Origin of the sequence: Polynucleobacter sp. UK-Gri1-W3 (genome assembly GCF_018881595.1) — a bacterium.
Taxonomy (GTDB): domain Bacteria; phylum Pseudomonadota; class Gammaproteobacteria; order Burkholderiales; family Burkholderiaceae; genus Polynucleobacter.
The window spans coordinates 11,671-31,198 of record NZ_JACVQA010000014.1 but is presented as its reverse complement, the minus strand read 5'-3'; the positions used below and the strand labels follow the sequence as shown (position 1 = coordinate 31,198).

Annotated in this window: 1 protein-coding gene; it reads left to right on the top strand. The window is 46.6% G+C overall.

The window, feature by feature from the left end:
* The first annotated feature begins 105 nt into the window (after nt 1–105).
* The gene (locus ICN36_RS11375) at nt 106–19,521 is read left to right on the top strand and encodes a YDG domain-containing protein (protein WP_216228471.1); all 19,416 of its coding nucleotides are present in this window, start codon (nt 106–108) and stop codon (nt 19,519–19,521) included.
* Nucleotides 19,522–19,528: the final 7 nt, after the last annotated feature.

Below are 19,528 nucleotides of genomic sequence, written 5' to 3'. Positions count from 1 at the left end.
TAAATTCTCTAGCACTTAAGTGAAATACCAAGTTTGATACCTAAAATTACGCAACCATCGCATAGAAAGAGCTGTGAATCACAGTTCAAAGCCGCTAAGTTATTAGTGGCTTTAGCTATTGCTGGTCTGGCTGGACAGGCGCTAGCTGCCCCTCCCGCCGCTAATGCGTTGCCAACAGGCGGGAAAGTTGTTGCTGGTACAGCAGCCATCTCCCAGGCGGGTAACACTATGAATATCAATCAATCCAGTCAACGTGCTGTGATTAATTGGAATAGTTTTGATGTAGGTTCAAAGGCAACAGTGAACTTTAATCAACCCAATTCCTCTGCATCAACCCTCAATTACGTCAATAGTGCTTCAAAATCGATGATCAATGGCGCAGTCAATGCCAACGGTCAGGTGATTTTTGTAAATAACAATGGCGTGGTGTTCGGTAAGGGTGCTGAGGTGAATGTGGGTGGCATGGTGGCAACCACCATGAACATCTCTGCAACAGAATTTATGTCTGGTAAGGACACCCAGGTTTACGAGGGTGGCACTACTGGCAAAATTATTAATAAAGGCCATATTACTGGCAATAATATTAATAGTTATATTGCATTAATGGCGCCACAAGTAGTTAATACCGGCGTTATTACTGCAACAATGAGTGGTAATAATGCGATTGCATTAGTTGCTGGTCAAAAAGTGACTTTGAAATTTTCTGGCAGTCAATTTGTCAGCGTTTCAGTTGATGCTTCAGTAGTAAATGCATTAATTTCAAATAAATTATTAATTAATGCAGGTAGTGGTCAAGTAATTATTGGCGCAAATGCTGCACAGAATTTAATGGGCTCACTCATTAAAAATACCGGCACTATTTCTGCATCCGATATTAATACTTCTGGTGGAAAAATCTCATTAACTGCCGACACAATCGAGCAAAGTGGTGTGATTGAAGCCAATTCTGCACAAGCAACGGGTGGCAATATTAGCCTTAAAGGTAATAACATTACTTTAGCAAGCGGTTCAAAAACCACTGCCACTGGTGCAGCAGCCGGCGGAACTATTAATGTTGGCGTAAACAACGCAAACAATCAATCAGTTCAAGACGCTATACAAAACAATTCCTTAGCAAACACAGTTTCCGTACAAACTAACGCAACTGTAGATGCATCTGCTACCCAAAACGGTAACGGTGGAACCATCAATATTTGGTCTCAAATCAAGACCTTAATTGCTGGAAACCTCTTCGCAAAGGGTGGGGCACAAGGCGGTAATGGTGGCTTCATCGAGACTAGCTCTAAGGGCAACGTCTCCATTGCAGCTAGCTCAATCATTGATACATCTGCCCCAAAAGGCAAAACCGGCATGTGGACAATAGATCCGCAAGCCTTAATTATTGATAGCGCAGCAGCATCCGCTATCAGCAATGCCTTGAATAGCACCAGCGTGACATTAGATGCAACGGGTAGCGCCTGCGCGTTTGGTTCATGCACGGCCAGTCAATCTGCATTGATTCGTATCATGGCTGGTGCCGATATCTATTCAAGCAATACAGCAACCTCATTGAACTTGATCGCTACTGGCGGTCAGATTGATATCAATAGCAACATTACTGCTGGACAAGTATATGCAGTAGCCCAGGCTATTAATGTGAATGGTTCTATTAATACCAACGGTGGAAATAATTCCAATATTTATTTAGCTGGTGCCATTATTAATATTCTCGGTAATATTAATTCCAATGGCAGCAACAGTAATAATTCGAATAATACCAATTTAAGCAATTTAAATTCTGCAAATACGACTACTGCGAATAATCGTCGCAATGGTCAAAATGGTTTAAATGCAGACAGTAATACTTATACAAGTAACGGCGGTTTAATTAATATTCTGGCAACTGGTGATATCAATATCGGCAGCAATAGTTATATCTCAGCAAATGGTATTAATGGGGGAATAATCACGATTGTTTCAACAGCCGGCAAAACAACGATTAACGGTATTGTCGATTCAATCGGTAAAGCAACTAACGGCGGCAATATCGCCATTGTTGGCAAAACCCAAACTGATATCATTGCAGCCCTCATTGGTTCCGAGGGTGTAAGTCAGGGCGGCGTGATTAATCTTGGCCAAGTAAATAATTTGGGTAATGGCACTATCCTTGCGCCACCAGCAACTGCACCTCCAGCACTCACAAATTTCGTGAACACAGCAGTAGCAGCGGCAGTAGATTCAAACAACAGCATCACTAGCAGCAACATCAATCTTGATAGCCAAACTGGCATCAATGCACCAAACGGCACTATCGTCGTCTTCGGTGACCAGATCCAAATCAACAATTCATCTCTAGCAGCCATCAATGGCGACATTGCTATTGGCCGTCCAAGCTATAGTCAAGGCGCAGTAGCTAGCTTAGTTGCAATTTCTAACTCCACATTGACTGCAAACCGCGTAGAGACCTCTGGTGATTTGTTGGGCACTCAAAATACAGCGGTTGTATCAAATGAGTGGCTGCTTGACCCAACCACCGTCACTATTACCGCTACTGCTTCAACGGGCGGCACACTGGCTAACGCACTTGCAGCCACTGGTACGTCAAATATCAGCACGGCGGATATTGTTGCGGCCATTAATGCCGGCAATACGGTCAACGTAGTAGCAACAGGCGCAATTACTCAGACTGGCGCTTTAGCATTTGCGCCAGCTACAGGCATCACAGGCACCTTGATTTTGGATAACCATTTAACTCAAGGGTCAAGCATTACCTCTTCAGGTGGAATTACTTCTTCAGGCGCAGGTACGGTTAATTTGCAATTCCTTGCTGGCGGTCAATCACTCGTTAGTGGTGCAATTACAGCAAGCAGCGGCCCAATAAATGTGGTCATGCAATCTTATTGGCAGACTAACACTACCAATTCTGGCTCAGGAGCTACCGTTTTAAATACTGCCCCCATAACGACGAGGGGTGGATATGTCATCATGGACGGTACGGGCGGTACTATTGATTTAGTTCATCAAACCATCACAATGGGCACAGTCAATGTTGGCTATCTACAAAACATTTATCCCCAAGCAAGCATCAACACCACCACAAATGCTGGAGTAGTAAGCGCTACTTCAACAGGTGGCAACTTTATTGGTGCCGGTTACGATGCCGTATCCGGAGGAACCATGGGTGCCTATGAGAGTAGTGGCGCCACCTTAAATATTGGCGGCTTCGTTAATATTCAAGCAAAATCTGCAGGTACCAATTCGTACGGTTATGTAATTGCCGGTTACGGGGCTGGACCAATTAATGCGGCTGGCAATATTACTATTACCGCCAATAGCTCCTCAACTGGAATAGTTGGCCAGGATATCTATCTCAGTGCTGGTACAACTTTAACTTCTTATACCGGTAGTGTAAATATAAGCAACACCAGTACCGGCAATGGAAGTGGAATCACAATTAATGCAGCTATTTCTGCGGCCACTGGCATCACTATCAACAATACCAACGTTGGTGCCATAGGCGTACAGAGTTATGCTGCTGGAACCCTCACTACAACAGCCGGCACGATTTCTATTACCAGCATATCTACTGGCTCTGGTGTTTACGCTGAATCGCTGGCTGGTCTAATTACAGCGCCAAAAGTGACTATCACTGGAACTAATAGCACTGCAGGTGGATTGGGTGCGTCTGTTACCGGTGGAGTTACGATAACGAACGTGGCTGACACTTATGCATCAGTAGGGGATGCATTAAATATCACCACTACTGTTGGTACCAACGGAACAACTGGCGGCATCAACGTTACTACAGGTGCCATCACTAATAACTCCAATGGCGGTAATGTCACATTTAAGACCAATGGCGACATTACAGCAACATCTGCGGTCAGCTTTGCAACAGCAAACACTACAAATCACGTACAAACCTTAACTTATGACACCCGTACTGGTAATTTAAATAGTCAGATTACAGCTGGCATATTTACCTTTAACGCAACCGGTGCCACAAGTAAGGTCAACTATCAGATTCTGTCTAATGGTTCTGCATTAACTGTCCCAGCTGTAACCGTGTCTGGAACAATCTTGCTGGACAATACTTGCGCATCAAATGCAAGTTATACCTGTTCAACACCGCTAACTGCTTCATCTGCCACAACAGTTAACACCACCGCATCTGTTGGTATTTCTTTAACAGGTGCGCAGACATCAGGGCAGGGTATTACTATCAACGGCATTAATGCCAGCGCCTCTAATGCTGCCGTTGCATTAGGCGCAAATGGTTTAACCGTTACTAGTGCTGCCTCATTCCTGACTGCAGGTGTAAACGCAATTTCAGTAATCGGATATAAAAACACGGCCAATATCGGTAATCCTGGAATTACTTCAACAGGTGCGCTTGCAGTCCAATCAAGCGGCGGAGATATCTTATTTAAATCCAATGGAGATGTATCTCAGTCTGGGGCCGTTACTCTGGCCGCGAATAATACCGGCCATGCTCAGGCAGTAACATATGACGTAACATCAGCGAATCAGAATGCTTCTATCGTAGCTGGAGTTCTCACATACACAGCTAGCTCTTCTCCTGCAAGCAATCCAGTCAATTTCAGTGAGTTAGCAAGTGGTGGGTATCTATCTGTTAGTGCTACAACTGTTTCGGGATCAATAACGGCTGACAATACCTATGGCTGCACAGGGGCTAGTTGTACTCCAGCGAGCGGATATTTAAACGCAGCTACTATTACTACTAGCAATACAACCACCACTAGTGGTGTTCTCGTTGCGGGCGCATTGAGTGCGGGTACTTATGTAACCCTTAACGGTGCAACCGCCGGCACAAATGCTTCTAATGCAGGGGTTCAATTGGGTGCAAACATAAGTTCGTCAACGCTCATTAGTGGCCAAGGCGTCAATATCACTGCTGCCACTGGTCTCTCCGGTGACGGCATCATGATGAGAACATCTGCCGGAGCTGCTGCTTCAGTCACGATTACATCTGGTACTACTGCCCTGGTTGGTGGGGATGTGAATTTCTTAGCAAATGCAGTCAATAGTGGTTGGATCGCGCTGTATGGTTATTCGACAGGGAATATCAGCATCACCACTTATGGTGCAAACATCAACTTAGGAACTTCCTTAGCCCCTTTGGCTGGTGGCAATGCAATTCTTGCAAATAGTGGTAATTTATTTGGTACGTTACGTGCTACCACTGTTGGCGCAGGGAGTGGGAACATCAACATCTATGGTTTAAGTACCATAAGCGGTGGAGATTCAGCATTTGGTGGAACTATCACAGCTGATTCAGCTGTTACGATCTATGCTAAGAACTCTGCATCAACGTCAACTGTATCTGCGCTTGCTACAAACGCGGTCATTACCTCAAATAATAGTTCGGCGACCATTACGGGCATCAACCAAGGCACTGGTACAAGCGGCACGGCAGTTACTGCAACTGGTTTAATTACAGGCAACTCTATAGCGGTAACCGGAACAAGCGTAGCAGCAGCAACAGTAGTTTCCTTGGGTGCAATGACAATTAATGCCTGTTCGGCAGGGGTTGCGTGTAACTCCAATAATATTTCTGTGACTGGCAACGATACTGCTGCTGGTGGAAATACAGGCATTACCCAGACAGGCGCAATAACCCAAAATGCCAATGGCGGCAGTATCACTTTCACCTCTAACAATGCGATTAGTCAAAGTGGTGCAGTAACGGTAGCTCCCAATACCAGCGGTACCGCTAGCTATATTACTTACAACACTACTAGCGGAAATAAACTATCTACGATTTCAACTAGTGCATTAACCATTGGCGCTGGAACTAGCAGCTCTGCAATTAATTACATAGAAAAATCAAGCGGCTCTGCATTAGCAATTGGCGCAACAACAGTTCCTGGTTATATTTTGGTAGACAATACCTATGGCTGCACAGTGGCTAGTTGTACTCCAGCGAGCGGATATTTAAACATGTCTACCATTAGTACATCAAATGCTTCAACTGGTGTCTATGTGACTGGTTCGTTGAGTGCGGGAAGTTCCATTACGATTAATGGAGCAAGCGCGAGTCAAATTGCAGGTATAAATAGTGGTGCGGTTACTCTGGCTGCTAGCACTATTTCTGGCTCCCAGGTAAGTGCAGGTAACACAATCAATATTAGTGGATTTAGTAATGGCGTAGGACATGGTTTAGCTTTTATGGGTAATGTCACCATTAATTCCGGTACTGGTCCTACTTTGGTAGGTGGCGACATTAATGTGTTAGCTGTTACTAGCTCGTCGTGCTGTAGCGGATTTTTTATGAATACTGCTGTAACTGCAAAAGTATCAGCCAATGCTTATGGTAGTAACATTAACTTCGGCACATCAGCCACCCCTATTAAAGGTGCTTTAGGTATCAATGGCGTCACATCATCCTTCAATACATTGAGGGCAACTACTGTTGGTGGTGTTGGTGGCAATATTAATATTTACGCTCAAGGGTTTGCAGTTGATTATAGCGCTGCATATATTGCTGGCACTATTACTGCAGATGCTAACGTGGTAATTAGCACGTCTAAAACTGATGCAGGTCTTGCTGCAGCACTTAATTTATCTGCAGCCATTACTTCTAACAATGGAACCGTTTCAGTCACGGGAACTACCTCAAGCGCTGCTTACTATGGCGCATATATTACTGGAGTTATCAACGGTTACGCTGGAGTCACTATTTTTGGCGGGCCTAATGGCGCTGCAACTGGTGGGGGTGTATCAGATACGGCAACCATTACCTCTGCAGCTGGACCTGTAAGTATCACCGGAATTTCAACTACTGCTATGGCTGTATCGGATACCGCACTCATTACTGGTAACTCTATTGCTGTTACAGGTACCGGTACTACAGCAGCAACCGTGGTTTCCTTGGGTGCAATGACAATTAATGCCTGTTCGGCAGGGGTTGCGTGTAACTCCAATAATATTTCTGTGACTGGCAACGATACTGCTGCTGGTGGAAATACAGGCATTACCCAGACAGGCGCAATAACCCAAAATGCCAATGGCGGCAGTATCTATTTCATCTCGAACAATCAGATCAGCCAGGCTGGAAACATTTCGATTGCTCAAAATACTAGCGGTATCGATTCCGTCATTAGCTATAACACCACCAATGGCAATAAGTTATCCACTATTAATGCAGGTGCAGTAACCTTCCTAGGCACTTCAACAAGCCACATCAATTACAACAACATCGCTAGCGGTGCTCCAATAATTGTGAATAGTGCGCTTAATGTTCCTGGCTCAATCACCTTTGACAATACCTATTTAGCAGGTGTACAGGGCGGAATTAATGCTACAAATGCTTGGCAGTATGGAACCACCGCATCAAATGGCTTAGCAATTACTTGTGCAACTACAGCAGCCTGCGGTAGCTTAAATGCGAATTTCGGTATTTATTTGCGTGGAGTAGTGGGGGCGTCCACTTCATCCGCTAATCAGCTATTTGATGCTGTATCGATTTATGGTGTAGCACCTCTTACTTTTGTCACTACAGGCACATTTGCAGCTGGACAAGACGCCATTAATATCGTTGGCATCACACCTCAGTTTGTAGTCACCACAAATGCCTTACCCACAAGTACGGTGAAGGGTAATGCCATTGGGATTTCAGGTGCGGTAACGATCACCAATAATGCAAATGGCGGTAATACCAACATCATTGCCTATAATGGCCGCTATAGTGATGCGGTATCAATTACAAATGCATCTACTGCAGGTGCTCTTGAGTTAAGCGCCATTGGAACAAGTGCTGATATCGTAACTGTTGCTGGAACCCTGTTTACCCAAAATTCTAATGCTGGCGTATTCATTGCAACATCCAATAACGGAAACGTAACACCACCGAAAATTGTTAATAACGGCACTGGCCCAGTAGTTATTGAAGCTGGTGCTTACCTTGCGGTTGGCACTGTTTCTACATCATGCGCTGCCACTGCTTGTGGTCAGATCACGGCTGTTTCTGGTAACAACATCACGTCGCCAAACGGTAACGTCTATTTGTATGCCGGTTCGCCTGGAGTTACCGCCGGAACAACTTCCACACAAGCCTCCTTAGGATTGCTTTCTCCTAGCTTGGGTGATTTCACATTCAGCAATACATTGTTTAGCCAGGCTTATGCCGCTGGTAACGTTGCAGCTACATCATTGCCTATCTTTACATTAGGCGGCATTAATACTGCAAACGTAGCAGGTGGTACAGGCGGTACTAGCTGGAATACTGGTGCAATTACTTCTACAAATACTGGCCCAGTAATTCAGTTCCGTATTTCACCAAGTTACACAGCCACGTTATCAGGCAACGTGACTAAGGTTTATGGAACAAACGACCCATTAGCTACTGCGGGTAACCTTACTACTCCAGGCAGTCTTGACTATCAATTACAGGCCCTTTATACAAAAACGACTAATAATTCAGGCTGGGTGTCTAATGGTACGGTAGTAGGAACAGGTTCTTCGGCGATTACCTGTGCAAGTACAGATGGATGTGCGCTGATCACTGTTAATAGCGTGAACTTTGTCGTTCCATTGGGCGCCTTTGTTAACTCTTTGCAGGCTTTGCCCCCAACTCCACGCACAAGTTATGGCACGCTTGCGGGTGAGCAGGTTAATACCAATAGCACAAGCTACACCTACAACATCACAAGCACACACGGCATTAGCGTAAGTTCTGGCGTGACTATCAATAGCTCAAGTTTTGGCAATGTTGGCCTGGTTATTACACCTACACCTCTGACTATTACCGCATCGAATCAGGCTGTGCAGTCAGGAACAGCCTTGCCTTTGGGAACCACCGCTTTCACTAGCACCGGTCTCATAACTACAGTTGATGGAGTAACTTTAGGGGATTCCATTACGAGTTCAACCTTAACATCCAATGGTTTAACCACGGTTCCGACAACCTTGGCGTCTGGAGTTTATGCTCCTCCAAACGTCAATAGCATCACCCCAAGCGCTGCGGTATTTGCCCCGGTTTCTGGATCACGTGGTGCTGCGAATTATGCAATTACTTATGTGGGCGGAACCCTTACATCTTCTTCAAGTGCAATCGTCACCATCACCGCACTTGCTGACACCAAAATTTACGGTAATAGTACAACTACTAACGGCGTAACTTATAACAGTAATGGCTTGGGAGTGGTGACGATTGGCGGAACAAGCTATTCCATCGCTGGCTTACCCAATGGAGATGCTTTAACTGGACTGTCTTTAACTAGCTTGGGTGGAATAGCAACAGCGCCAGTAGGTAGTAGTTACCAAATCACCCCATCTGCAGCAGTGATTACCGGCACTGTTCCTTACACGCTGAACTATGTTTCTGCGCTAATGACAGTTCAACCTCGGCCAATTACGATTGCTGCCGTTGGTATCACCACCACATATGGCACGCCGGTTACAGTTTCACAAAATCAAACAACAGGCTACACAATAGGCGGCTCTGGTTTGGGTGCAAGCGACACATTAACAAGCGTCGCCGTCAATTACTACAATGGCACTACGAATTCCACAACCGTACCCGGTTCCACTGGGGCAGCTACTTATAACGCTGCGATTACTACAAGCGCAGCGACTGGTACCGGCGGATTTAACTCTACCAACTACAACATTACCTATACGCCAGCCAACTTGGTGGTTAATAAATTGGCTGTATCCCTTACTGCCAATTCCCAAAGCACTGTATATGGAACAGCGCTAGCATTAGGAACAACGGCTTACACCAGCAGCCTGTCAAGCTTGCCGAATGGCGACACAATTTCTGGGGTGACATTGCAGTACAACAGCTCCGCAACTGTTCCTGGCACTACTAATGCGCTTACTTATACCGGTGGAATCGTTGCAAGCAGTGCAACAGGTACTGGCGGCTTTGGCGCAACTAACTATGCCATCACTTACAGCCCAGGAAATCTCACCGTTACCCCTGCTAACGTAGTGATTACACCAGCGAACGTTTCCGCATCCGGTCAGACCGTGATGTACAACGGGGCAGCTCAAACATTCAATCCATCTACTGGATTTACCGTAACTGGTATGCAGAATAGCCAAGCCCTAGTATTTAGCACTAATGGCCTGGCATCTGGATTAAATGTTGGAACTTATGCTAATACGATTACTACCTCAGGAAGCAATCCAACCGTTACAGGCGTAACGAACGGCGGGTCACTTAGTAACTACAACATTAGTGTTTCAGCACAAGGCTCACTCACGATTACCCCAGCGCCATTAACTGTTGCAGGCGCTACAAGCAATGTTGCTTATAACGGTAGCTTGCAAAATAACGGCAATCCTGTAGTTTCTGGATTGCTTGGAATTGATACGCAATCCGGTAATGGCGTCACCGTCACTGGTAAATCTTCAGGTACTAATGCTGGCACCTATAACGATGCTTTATCCGTTACAGCAGCTGGCGCAACTCAGCTCTCTAACTACACCATTACCAAGACAAATGGTTCATTGGTGATTTCAAAATTGGCTGCCACTGTTACTGGTGCAACTACGGTTAATCCATATACCGGGCTTCTACAAACCAATACCTACACAACCACCGGTATTTTGAGTGGTGATACCGCCAATGTCACTATTGCCGGAAGCGCTACTGCGACCCACGTATCCCAAGGCACAGTGCCAGACGTATTCTCGGTATCGGGTAGTGCATCAGGAAACTACGCCTTCACCTACGCGCCTGGCTCAATTACCATTACTCCGGTAGCACTTTCTGTTGTTGGCGCTAATACCACTCAGGTCTATAACGCGACTACTCAAACGAATTCTGTAGCAACTGTTACTGGACTAAAAGCTAGCGATACAGCCACTATTGGTGGTTCTTATGGCGCCGGTAAAAATGTAGGTACTTATGCTGATGCCTTAACTGTTGGCCTTAGCAATTCAAGTGACTACACAATCGGTGTAACCAATGGATCGATTACCATTACTCCAGCAACCATTACGATCAGCGGCATTACCGCTAACAACAAGGTCTATAACGCCACAACTGCAGCCACCTTGAACATTGGAACGATTACCTACAGCGGTGTATTTGCTGGTGATACCGTTTCAGTAAACACCTCTAACTTATCCGGTACCTTCGTAAACAAGAATGTTGGAACAGCTAAAACTGTCAATATTAGTGGGGTAGTACTTGGTGGCAGTTCATCAGCGAACTACCAACTGTCTGGTGGTGCTAACACGACGACTACAGCCAATATCACACCTGCACCATTAACGATCACTGGTAGCAACTTAACAACGACCTATAACGGTGCAGCACAATCGTTAACATCACCAACCGTTGCGGGTGTAATTGCAGGCGATAACGTGGTTGTAGCAACAACTGGTGGTGTTGGCGCAAATGCGGGCACTTATGGCGCAAGTTATTCAGCGAGCGGTACTGATGCAACCAACTACACCGTCACCTCCAATACACCGACGCTTACGATTAATAAAGCCAACCTGGTCATTACTGCTAATAATGCCAATACCTTCTACGGTGTTGTACCAGAACCAACTCTGACAGCCTCAGTTGCTGGATTGCAGGGTAGCGATACAGCGCCAAGCTATTCACTAACTCGCGCAGCTGGAAATACGGTAGGGGCATATCCAATTACTGCAGCTGGAGTAAGCAGTAATAGCAACTACAACATTAGTTATGTGCCGGGTGTGTTTACGATTTCACCAACAGGTGTTCTGGTAATTACCATGAATGCTGCTTCGACAACCTATGGCACAGCAGCAACACCAACAACCTCTACGGTTCAGTACGCTACCCCAGCAGGAAGTGGTCCAGTAACAGTTACCACCTTGACTAATTCTTCTGGCAATATCTGGACCGATGGCAGTTATTCCATCACGATTACGCCAACAACTACTAGTGTTGGCGTTGCCCCGGTAGTTAGTGGTTCCAGCACTACTTGGAATGTGGGTTCATATACCAATGCTGTAAGCAATATTAATAACTACACACAGTCAGGCAGCCCGTTCTCCGGCGTATCCACAATTACCAATACATTGACGATTACTCCAGCACCATTGACGCTGACAGTTGCTGATGTATCCAAAACCTACAACGCCAATGCCGTAACTGCGGCCCAAATTACAGCGGCAAGCCTCACTGGCGGAGTGGCTAACGGTGTGACTGTAACTGCCGGTGCTTTAATGAATAGCCAAACTATTGCAGGCTTAGGTGGTGTTGTGTATACCGGCCCAGCAGTTGGCGCTATTAATGCGAGCTCAACACCATATGCAATCAATGGTTCAGTAGGTAGTGGATTCTCAAACTATGCAGTGACTGTTGTTCCAGGTGCGCTGACTGTTAATACCGCTCCGTTGGTAGTGAATGGTGCATTGACAACCCGTACCTACAATGGCACATTACAAACTAATGCAGCAGCTACAATTGCTGGATTGCAGGGTAGCGATACCTTGACGGTAGCTGGCTTAGCTACTGGTACTCATGCTGGAACTACGGCTGATGCATTGGTAGCGACTGGCGCTGCCGCAAGCAACTACAGCATTACCTACAACAATGGTGCATTGACTATTAATCCAGCGGCATTGTTAGTTACTGGTACCAATAATCAATACGCTTATAACGGTGCATTACAAACCAATACTGGCGCATCTGTCAGCGGCCTCAAAGGGTCTGACACAGCAACTGTTGCTGGTTATGCAACTGCTACGCACGTAGCCCAAGGTATTGTTCCTGATGTATTAGTAGCTACCGTGTCTAGTCCAGCTGACTACACCGTAACTTATGTACAGGGCAGCTTGCAAATTACGCCAATCGTGATTACTGCTGCGGTCAATACTGCAACCGTGATGTACAACGCTGCCTCACAAACTACTGGTTTTGTGGTGACAGGCCTCAAAGGTGCTGACACTGCAACTGCAGGCTCTGGTACGGCTACTGGTACTAATGTTGGTACCTACAACAGCAACCTCGTTCTCAATACGTCAAGTGATTACACCGTTGGCGCTATTACAAATGGTACTTTGACTATTACACCAGCGCCTTTGACTATTAGCGCTGGCTTGACTGCTAACAATAAGGTGTATGACACCACCAATGCTGCAACTATCGGGGTGACTGGTAATCAAACGCTTGCTGGCGTACTCGGTACAGATGTGGTTACTGTGTCATCAACTGGCCCATACACTGGCGCTACGTTTACCCAATCTAATGTTGGATCTGGCTTAATAGTGACGCCGGCAACTTCGGTTGTAAATGGTGTAACAACTATGACTGGCGTAACTCTGACAGGCGCTGCAGCAGGTAACTACTACGTAGCTGGAGTAGGGCCGCAAACCTTAACAGCGAACATTACACCGGCACCATTAACAATTAGCTCTGGCTTAACTGCTAACAATAAGGCTTATGACGGCACTACTGCAGCTACTATTAGTTCAGCTACCCAAACCTTGGCAGGCGTATTGGCATCTGATGTTGGTAATGTCGCTATTAGTTCATCTGGCCCATACACTGGTGCGTTTAGCCAATCAAACGTCGGTACAGGCTTAGCAGTAAGCGCAAGTACGACGCCAACTACGATTGCTGGCGGTACTTATAACGCGATGACTGGCGTAACCCTATCTGGTAGCGCGCGAGGAAACTACTATGTTGCTGGCTTAAGCGCACCAATTACTGCCAACATTACGCCATACGTCATTAATTTCGGCAGTGGTTCGGGTCCTAATATTGCTGCTGTGGCAAATAACAAGGTTTACACCTCGACTACTGCAGCAAACGGTAGCTTGAGTATGGTGAACCTGTTTGGTACGGATTCAGTATCAGTAAGTTACACCAGCGCTGCATTTGCAAGCCCGAATGTAGCTACTGGCGCTGCCGTTACTTTTAATGGCGTCACTTTATCGGGTGCATCTGCAGCTAACTACAGCATTGGCTCCACTCCAGTGACAGCGACTGCAAACATTACTCCTGCATTGCTGACCATTACTGCGGTGGATAAGTCTTCTTTCTATAGCCAAGGCTTGGCAACATTAACTCAAGCGCCAGCAATAGGGCTCTTAGGTAGCGATACGGTAACTGGCGCAACGATTACGACTACTGCAACTTCTACAGGTACAAATGCTGCTGTTGGTGCATACCCAATTACGATTAGCGCTGCAACCGGTTCTGGTTTATCGAACTACAGCATTAACTATGTGCCAGCAACTTACACAATCGTAGGGCCTGGCGCCTTAGTGATTACCACTGCTGGTGTTACCACACCATATGGCACGGGTACATCGGGAAATATCCTTGCACCTGCATTGCCAACAGCTAGCTACACATCGTCTCTTGGCGGCGTAATTAGTTCGCTAACTTATGTCAGCTCATCTACAACCCTTAAAGTGACTAGCTATACCTTCCGCGATGCGTCTAACAATGACGTGACTTTTAACTTAGCCCCATCTAACGTTACTACTAGCACTTCAGGCAATATTACTGTTGGCAGCTACGCTTACGCAGCTTCCAACCTCGTATCTTCCACCGGCTTAACTTCAGCTATTCCATCGGGTAATTTCACGGTTACGCCATTGGCTGTAACAATTACGGCCCCTGCAGCTACTCATGCCTATAACGGCGCCGTACAAACTCAACTGGCAGCAACAGCATCGCCTGCAATTTTGACTAATGATCTAGTCACTGTGAGTGGTGCGGCTAGCGGTAAAAACGTGGGTGTTTATGGTTCAAATCTAGCGACAAGCGGATTGGATGCTGGTAACTACAACTTTACCTATGTGAATGCCAACCTCACTATCACGCCATTCATCATCGGCTCTGGTGGTAGTGGCGCTCCAAGCATTGCAGCTACAGCTAACAATAAGGTCTATGACACTACGACTGTTGCCTCTGGCGCACTGGCGATGACGAACTTGTTTGCTGGTGATTCTGTATCGGTTGCCTATACAAGCGCAGCTTTCGCAAGCCCTAACGTGGCTAACGGCCTAACAGTAAGCTTTAGTGGGGTTACCTTATCGGGTGCTGCAGCTGCTAACTATTCAGTTGCAAGTGTGCCTACTGCAACAGCCAATATCACTCCTGCGCCATTAACCATTAGCGCTGGCTTGACTGCTAATAACAAGGTCTACGACACAACCAATGCCGCTACGATTGCCGTAACGGGTACGCAATCTTTAGCTGGGGTGCTGGGTACAGACGTGGTATCAGTAAGTTCTACCGGCCCATACACGGGTGCAACATTTAGCCAGTCCAACGTAGGCTTAGGTTTGACAGTGACACCGGCGACTTCTGTTGTGAATGGCGTAACAACCATGACCGGCGTAACCTTGACAGGCGCAGCAGCAAATAACTACTACGTGGCGGGAGTAGGGCCTCAGACATTAGTGGCTAACATTACACCGGCACCTTTGACCATTAACGCTGGCTTAACTGCAAACAATAAGGCGTACGACGGCACAACTGCAGCTACCATCAGCTCGGCCTCTCAAACGTTAGCGGGTGTATTGGCGGCGGACTTAAATAACGTGGCTGTAAGCTCATCCGGTCCGTACAACGCTACCTTTGCAAGTAAAAATGTGGCTAACGGCATTACCGTTACACCAAATACCACCCAGACAGTGATTGCTGGCGGCACCTATAACGCTATGAGCGGTGTAACACTTACTGGTGGTGCAGCCTCTAACTACTACGTGAGAGGTATTACTAGCCCAATTACTGCCAATATCACCCCGTATATCATCAATTTCGGTGCTGCTGGCACAGGTCCAAACATCACAGCGCTAGCAGATAGCAAGGTCTATACCTCCACCAATACTGCAAACGGCGTATTGTCGATGGTCAATTTATTCCCGGGCGATTCAGTAGCGGTTAGTTACGCGACTGCTACTTTTGCTAGCCCAAATGTGGCTAACGGCATTACCGTGACATTCAACACGCCAACCCTGTCTGGTGCAAGCGCTGCTAATTACTCAATTGGCTCAACTGCAATTACTGCACCAGCCAATATCACTCCAGCCCCTCTAACAATTACCGCAGTAAATAAATCAAGCTTCTATAGCCAATCTTTAGCGACCTTAACTCAAGCCCCAGCAGTAGGGCTCTTAGGTAGCGATACCGTTACAGGCGCAACGATTAGCACAACTGCATCAACTACTGGGGTGAATGCCTCGGCTGGTGCTTACCCAATTGCAATTAGCGCGGCTACTGGCAGCGGCATCGGTAACTATTCGATCACCTATATTCCTGCGACGTATACGATTGTTGCCCCCGGTGCCTTGATGATCACAACTGCTGGTGCCACTACACCATACGGCACCAGCACGTCTGGCAATATCATTACTCCAGCACAACCAGTTGCCTCCTATAGCACTGGCGGCTCTAATATCAGTGCGTTAACATTTGTTAGTGCAGCTACAGTTGGTAATGTCACAAGCTATGTATACCGTGATGCGACTAGCGCTTTAGTGAGCTTTAATCTCATCCCAACCGGTACAACCACCAGCACTTCCGGAAATATTGTGGTGGGTAGCTATGCCTACGCTGCAAGTAATTTGGTATCTGCCAGCTCTGGATTGACCTCTGGATCTGCGATCACCAGCGGTAATCTGACTGTTACTCCGTTGGCTGTAACGATTACTGCGCCAACCACTGCTGCACTGACTTACAACGGTCAAGTTCAGACCCAGGGTCCTGCAGTAGCATCGCCAGCAATTTTGACAAATGACTTGGTAACGGTTTCTGGCGCAGCTAGCGGTAAAAACGTCGGGGTATATGGCTCGAATTTGGCTGTTAGCGGTGTGGATGCCTCTAATTACACCTTCACCTTGGTGAATAAGAACATCACCATTACGCCTTATGTCGTTACACCTGGCTCTACCACCGGCCCTCGTTTGACAACCGCAGCTAATAACAAGGTCTATGACACGACTACTGCTGCCACAGGTAGTTTGGCGATGGCTGGATTGTTCCCGGGAGATTCTGTTGCTGTTAATTACAGTAGCGCTGCCTTTGCTAGTGCCAACGTCAATCTGCCAGCTAGCCCACAAACTGTGACATTTAGTGGTGTGACTTTGTCTGGTGCATCAGCAAGCAACTACAGCATTGCTAGCGGGGCAATTACTGCCACTGCCAACATTACGCCTGCGCCAGTCACCATCAGTGGTTTGGTTGCAAATAATAAGGTGTACACATCTACCACCGCTGATGTCATTTCAGGCACGCCAATTGTGACTGGTTTGTTAGGTTCTGATACCTCTACCGCTACTGGCACAGCAGTCGGAACCTTCGCATCACCAAATGTAGCAAACGGCATTACGGTTTCAGCAAATTTAAGTGGTATGACCTTAAGTAACAGTAACTATGTGATTACAGGCTTGACGGCGCCTTTGGCTGCTAACATCACGCCTGCGCCATTGACGATTAGCTCTGGCTTGGTGGCTCAGAATAAGGTGTACGACACCACAGCTGCAGGAGTTATCGCAGCCATCGGTACACAAACATTGGCTGGCGTCCTTGGCTCTGATGCAGCGAATTTAGCTGTCAGCTCTTCCGGTCCATACACAGGCAGCTTTAGTCAGGCAAGCATTGGCAATGGATTAACAGTTTCTCAAGCTACAGTCACAACCCTCATCAACGGCCAAAGTTATACGACTATGGCAGGCGTAAACCTATCTGGTTCCGCTGCAGGTAATTACTATGTGACCGGCCCAACTACTGCATTAACAGCCAACATCACTAAAGCCCCATTAACGATCACCGCCAATAATCAGGCCTCGTTTGTTACCCAGGCTACTAATCCCTTGTCATATTCATCTATAGGTTTGTTGGGTAGCGATGTGATTTCCGGAGTTACATTGACAACTACAGCATCAAGCTCCATGCCTGCTGGTAGTTACGCTATTGGCGCAGCAAGCGCTACTGGCGCAGCGATTGCTAACTACCAAGTAACCTACATACCAGGTACATACACCATTGTTCCTGCTGGTCAGCTGCTGATTCAGAGTAGCGGGGCGGTGACGCCTTATACAACCGCAGCTACTTTTGCTAATCCAATCGTGGCTTATGCAACCTCTGGCGGCGCCATTATTAACAATCTTTACCTCACAGCAAGTAGCACTGTGAATGGCATTACAACCTACGCCTATTCTGATGGGGCAGGGGCAAGCTTGAGCTTTAACTTTGCACCAACTAATCCAGTAATGAGTGGTTCGAATAATGTGAGCGTAGGGACTTATGGCCTATCGGCTGCTAACTTTGCCATTACAGGTAATAACATTACTAATATTGCTCCAGTGGTTACTGGTGACCTAACGGTAACCCCACGCGCAATCACGATTACTGCAACACCTGCCTCTTATGTATACAACGGTACCGTTAGGGTGTTGGCTAATAACGCCTCAACAGCAGGTATTGTTGCGGGAGATTTGGTAACTATTTCGGATGCAACGGCAGGTAAGAATGTCGGTAATTATTTCTCTGCATTGGCCACGACTGGCACAGATGCTAGAAACTATCAAACAAGCTTTATCAACGCTAATCTGACTATTACTCCATACGTATTGGGATCCGTTGTGGGTGGCCTGGCAATTAGTGCTTCTGCTAATAACAGGGTTTACAACACGACTACTGGCGCAACCGGTAGCTTGGCGATGACTGGTTTATTCCCGGGCGATGTTGTGACAGCTAATTACACAAGCGCATCATTTGCTAGCCCTAATGCCAATAACGGTACAACAGTGACATTTAACGGCATTACCCTGTCTGGTGCTGCTGCGGCAAACTATGTATTAGGAACAGCGCCGGTAACAGCGAATGCCAACATTACTAAAGCGCCCGTGACGATTAGTGGGTTGCTTGCTCAGAACAAGGTATTTGATGGCACTACTGCGGCCATCATCACGGGCAACCCTGTAATAGCGGGGCTATTAGGATCTGATGTTTCTACTTTATCGGGCTCTGTACTTGCTGGTATTTTTGCCAGTGCAAATCCGGCTGATAGAATTTTGGTTAAAGCTATGTTAGATGCTTTAATTTTAGGAAACCCTAACTATTACATTGCCGATGTGACTTTCCCATTGGTTGCGGATATTACATCTCCACCACAAACCATCAACAACATGGCAATTGTGCAGCAGCAGGCTACGCCAGAATTTGTGCCAGAGCGCCCAACTTATCTCATCAATAAGGGCGACTTGATTTATGTCCGCGATAAAGACAACTTGCCTGAGTACTTGCAAGCGATTGAAGTTCCCTCAACTGGTGCTTTCAAATTCCCAGTACCGGATTCGATTATTCAAGACTTGATTAACTTATCAGGTGAGAATGCTGCATTGGCTAAACAGGCTGGTAGCTATAAGTTGCTGTTGCTACCTAAGGGAAGTAAGTTAGTGGTAACCCTGCCAGATGGTGCAGCATTACCGACCGGCATTAAGTACGACGCAGGAACTAACACCTTTGTGGTGCCTAAGCTAGGTAACGTTACATTGCCACTATCGGTAAAAGTAACCTTAATGCGTGGCACTCAGACATTGAGCCAGAAGATTATGGTGGTTACTAAGTAACCATCCT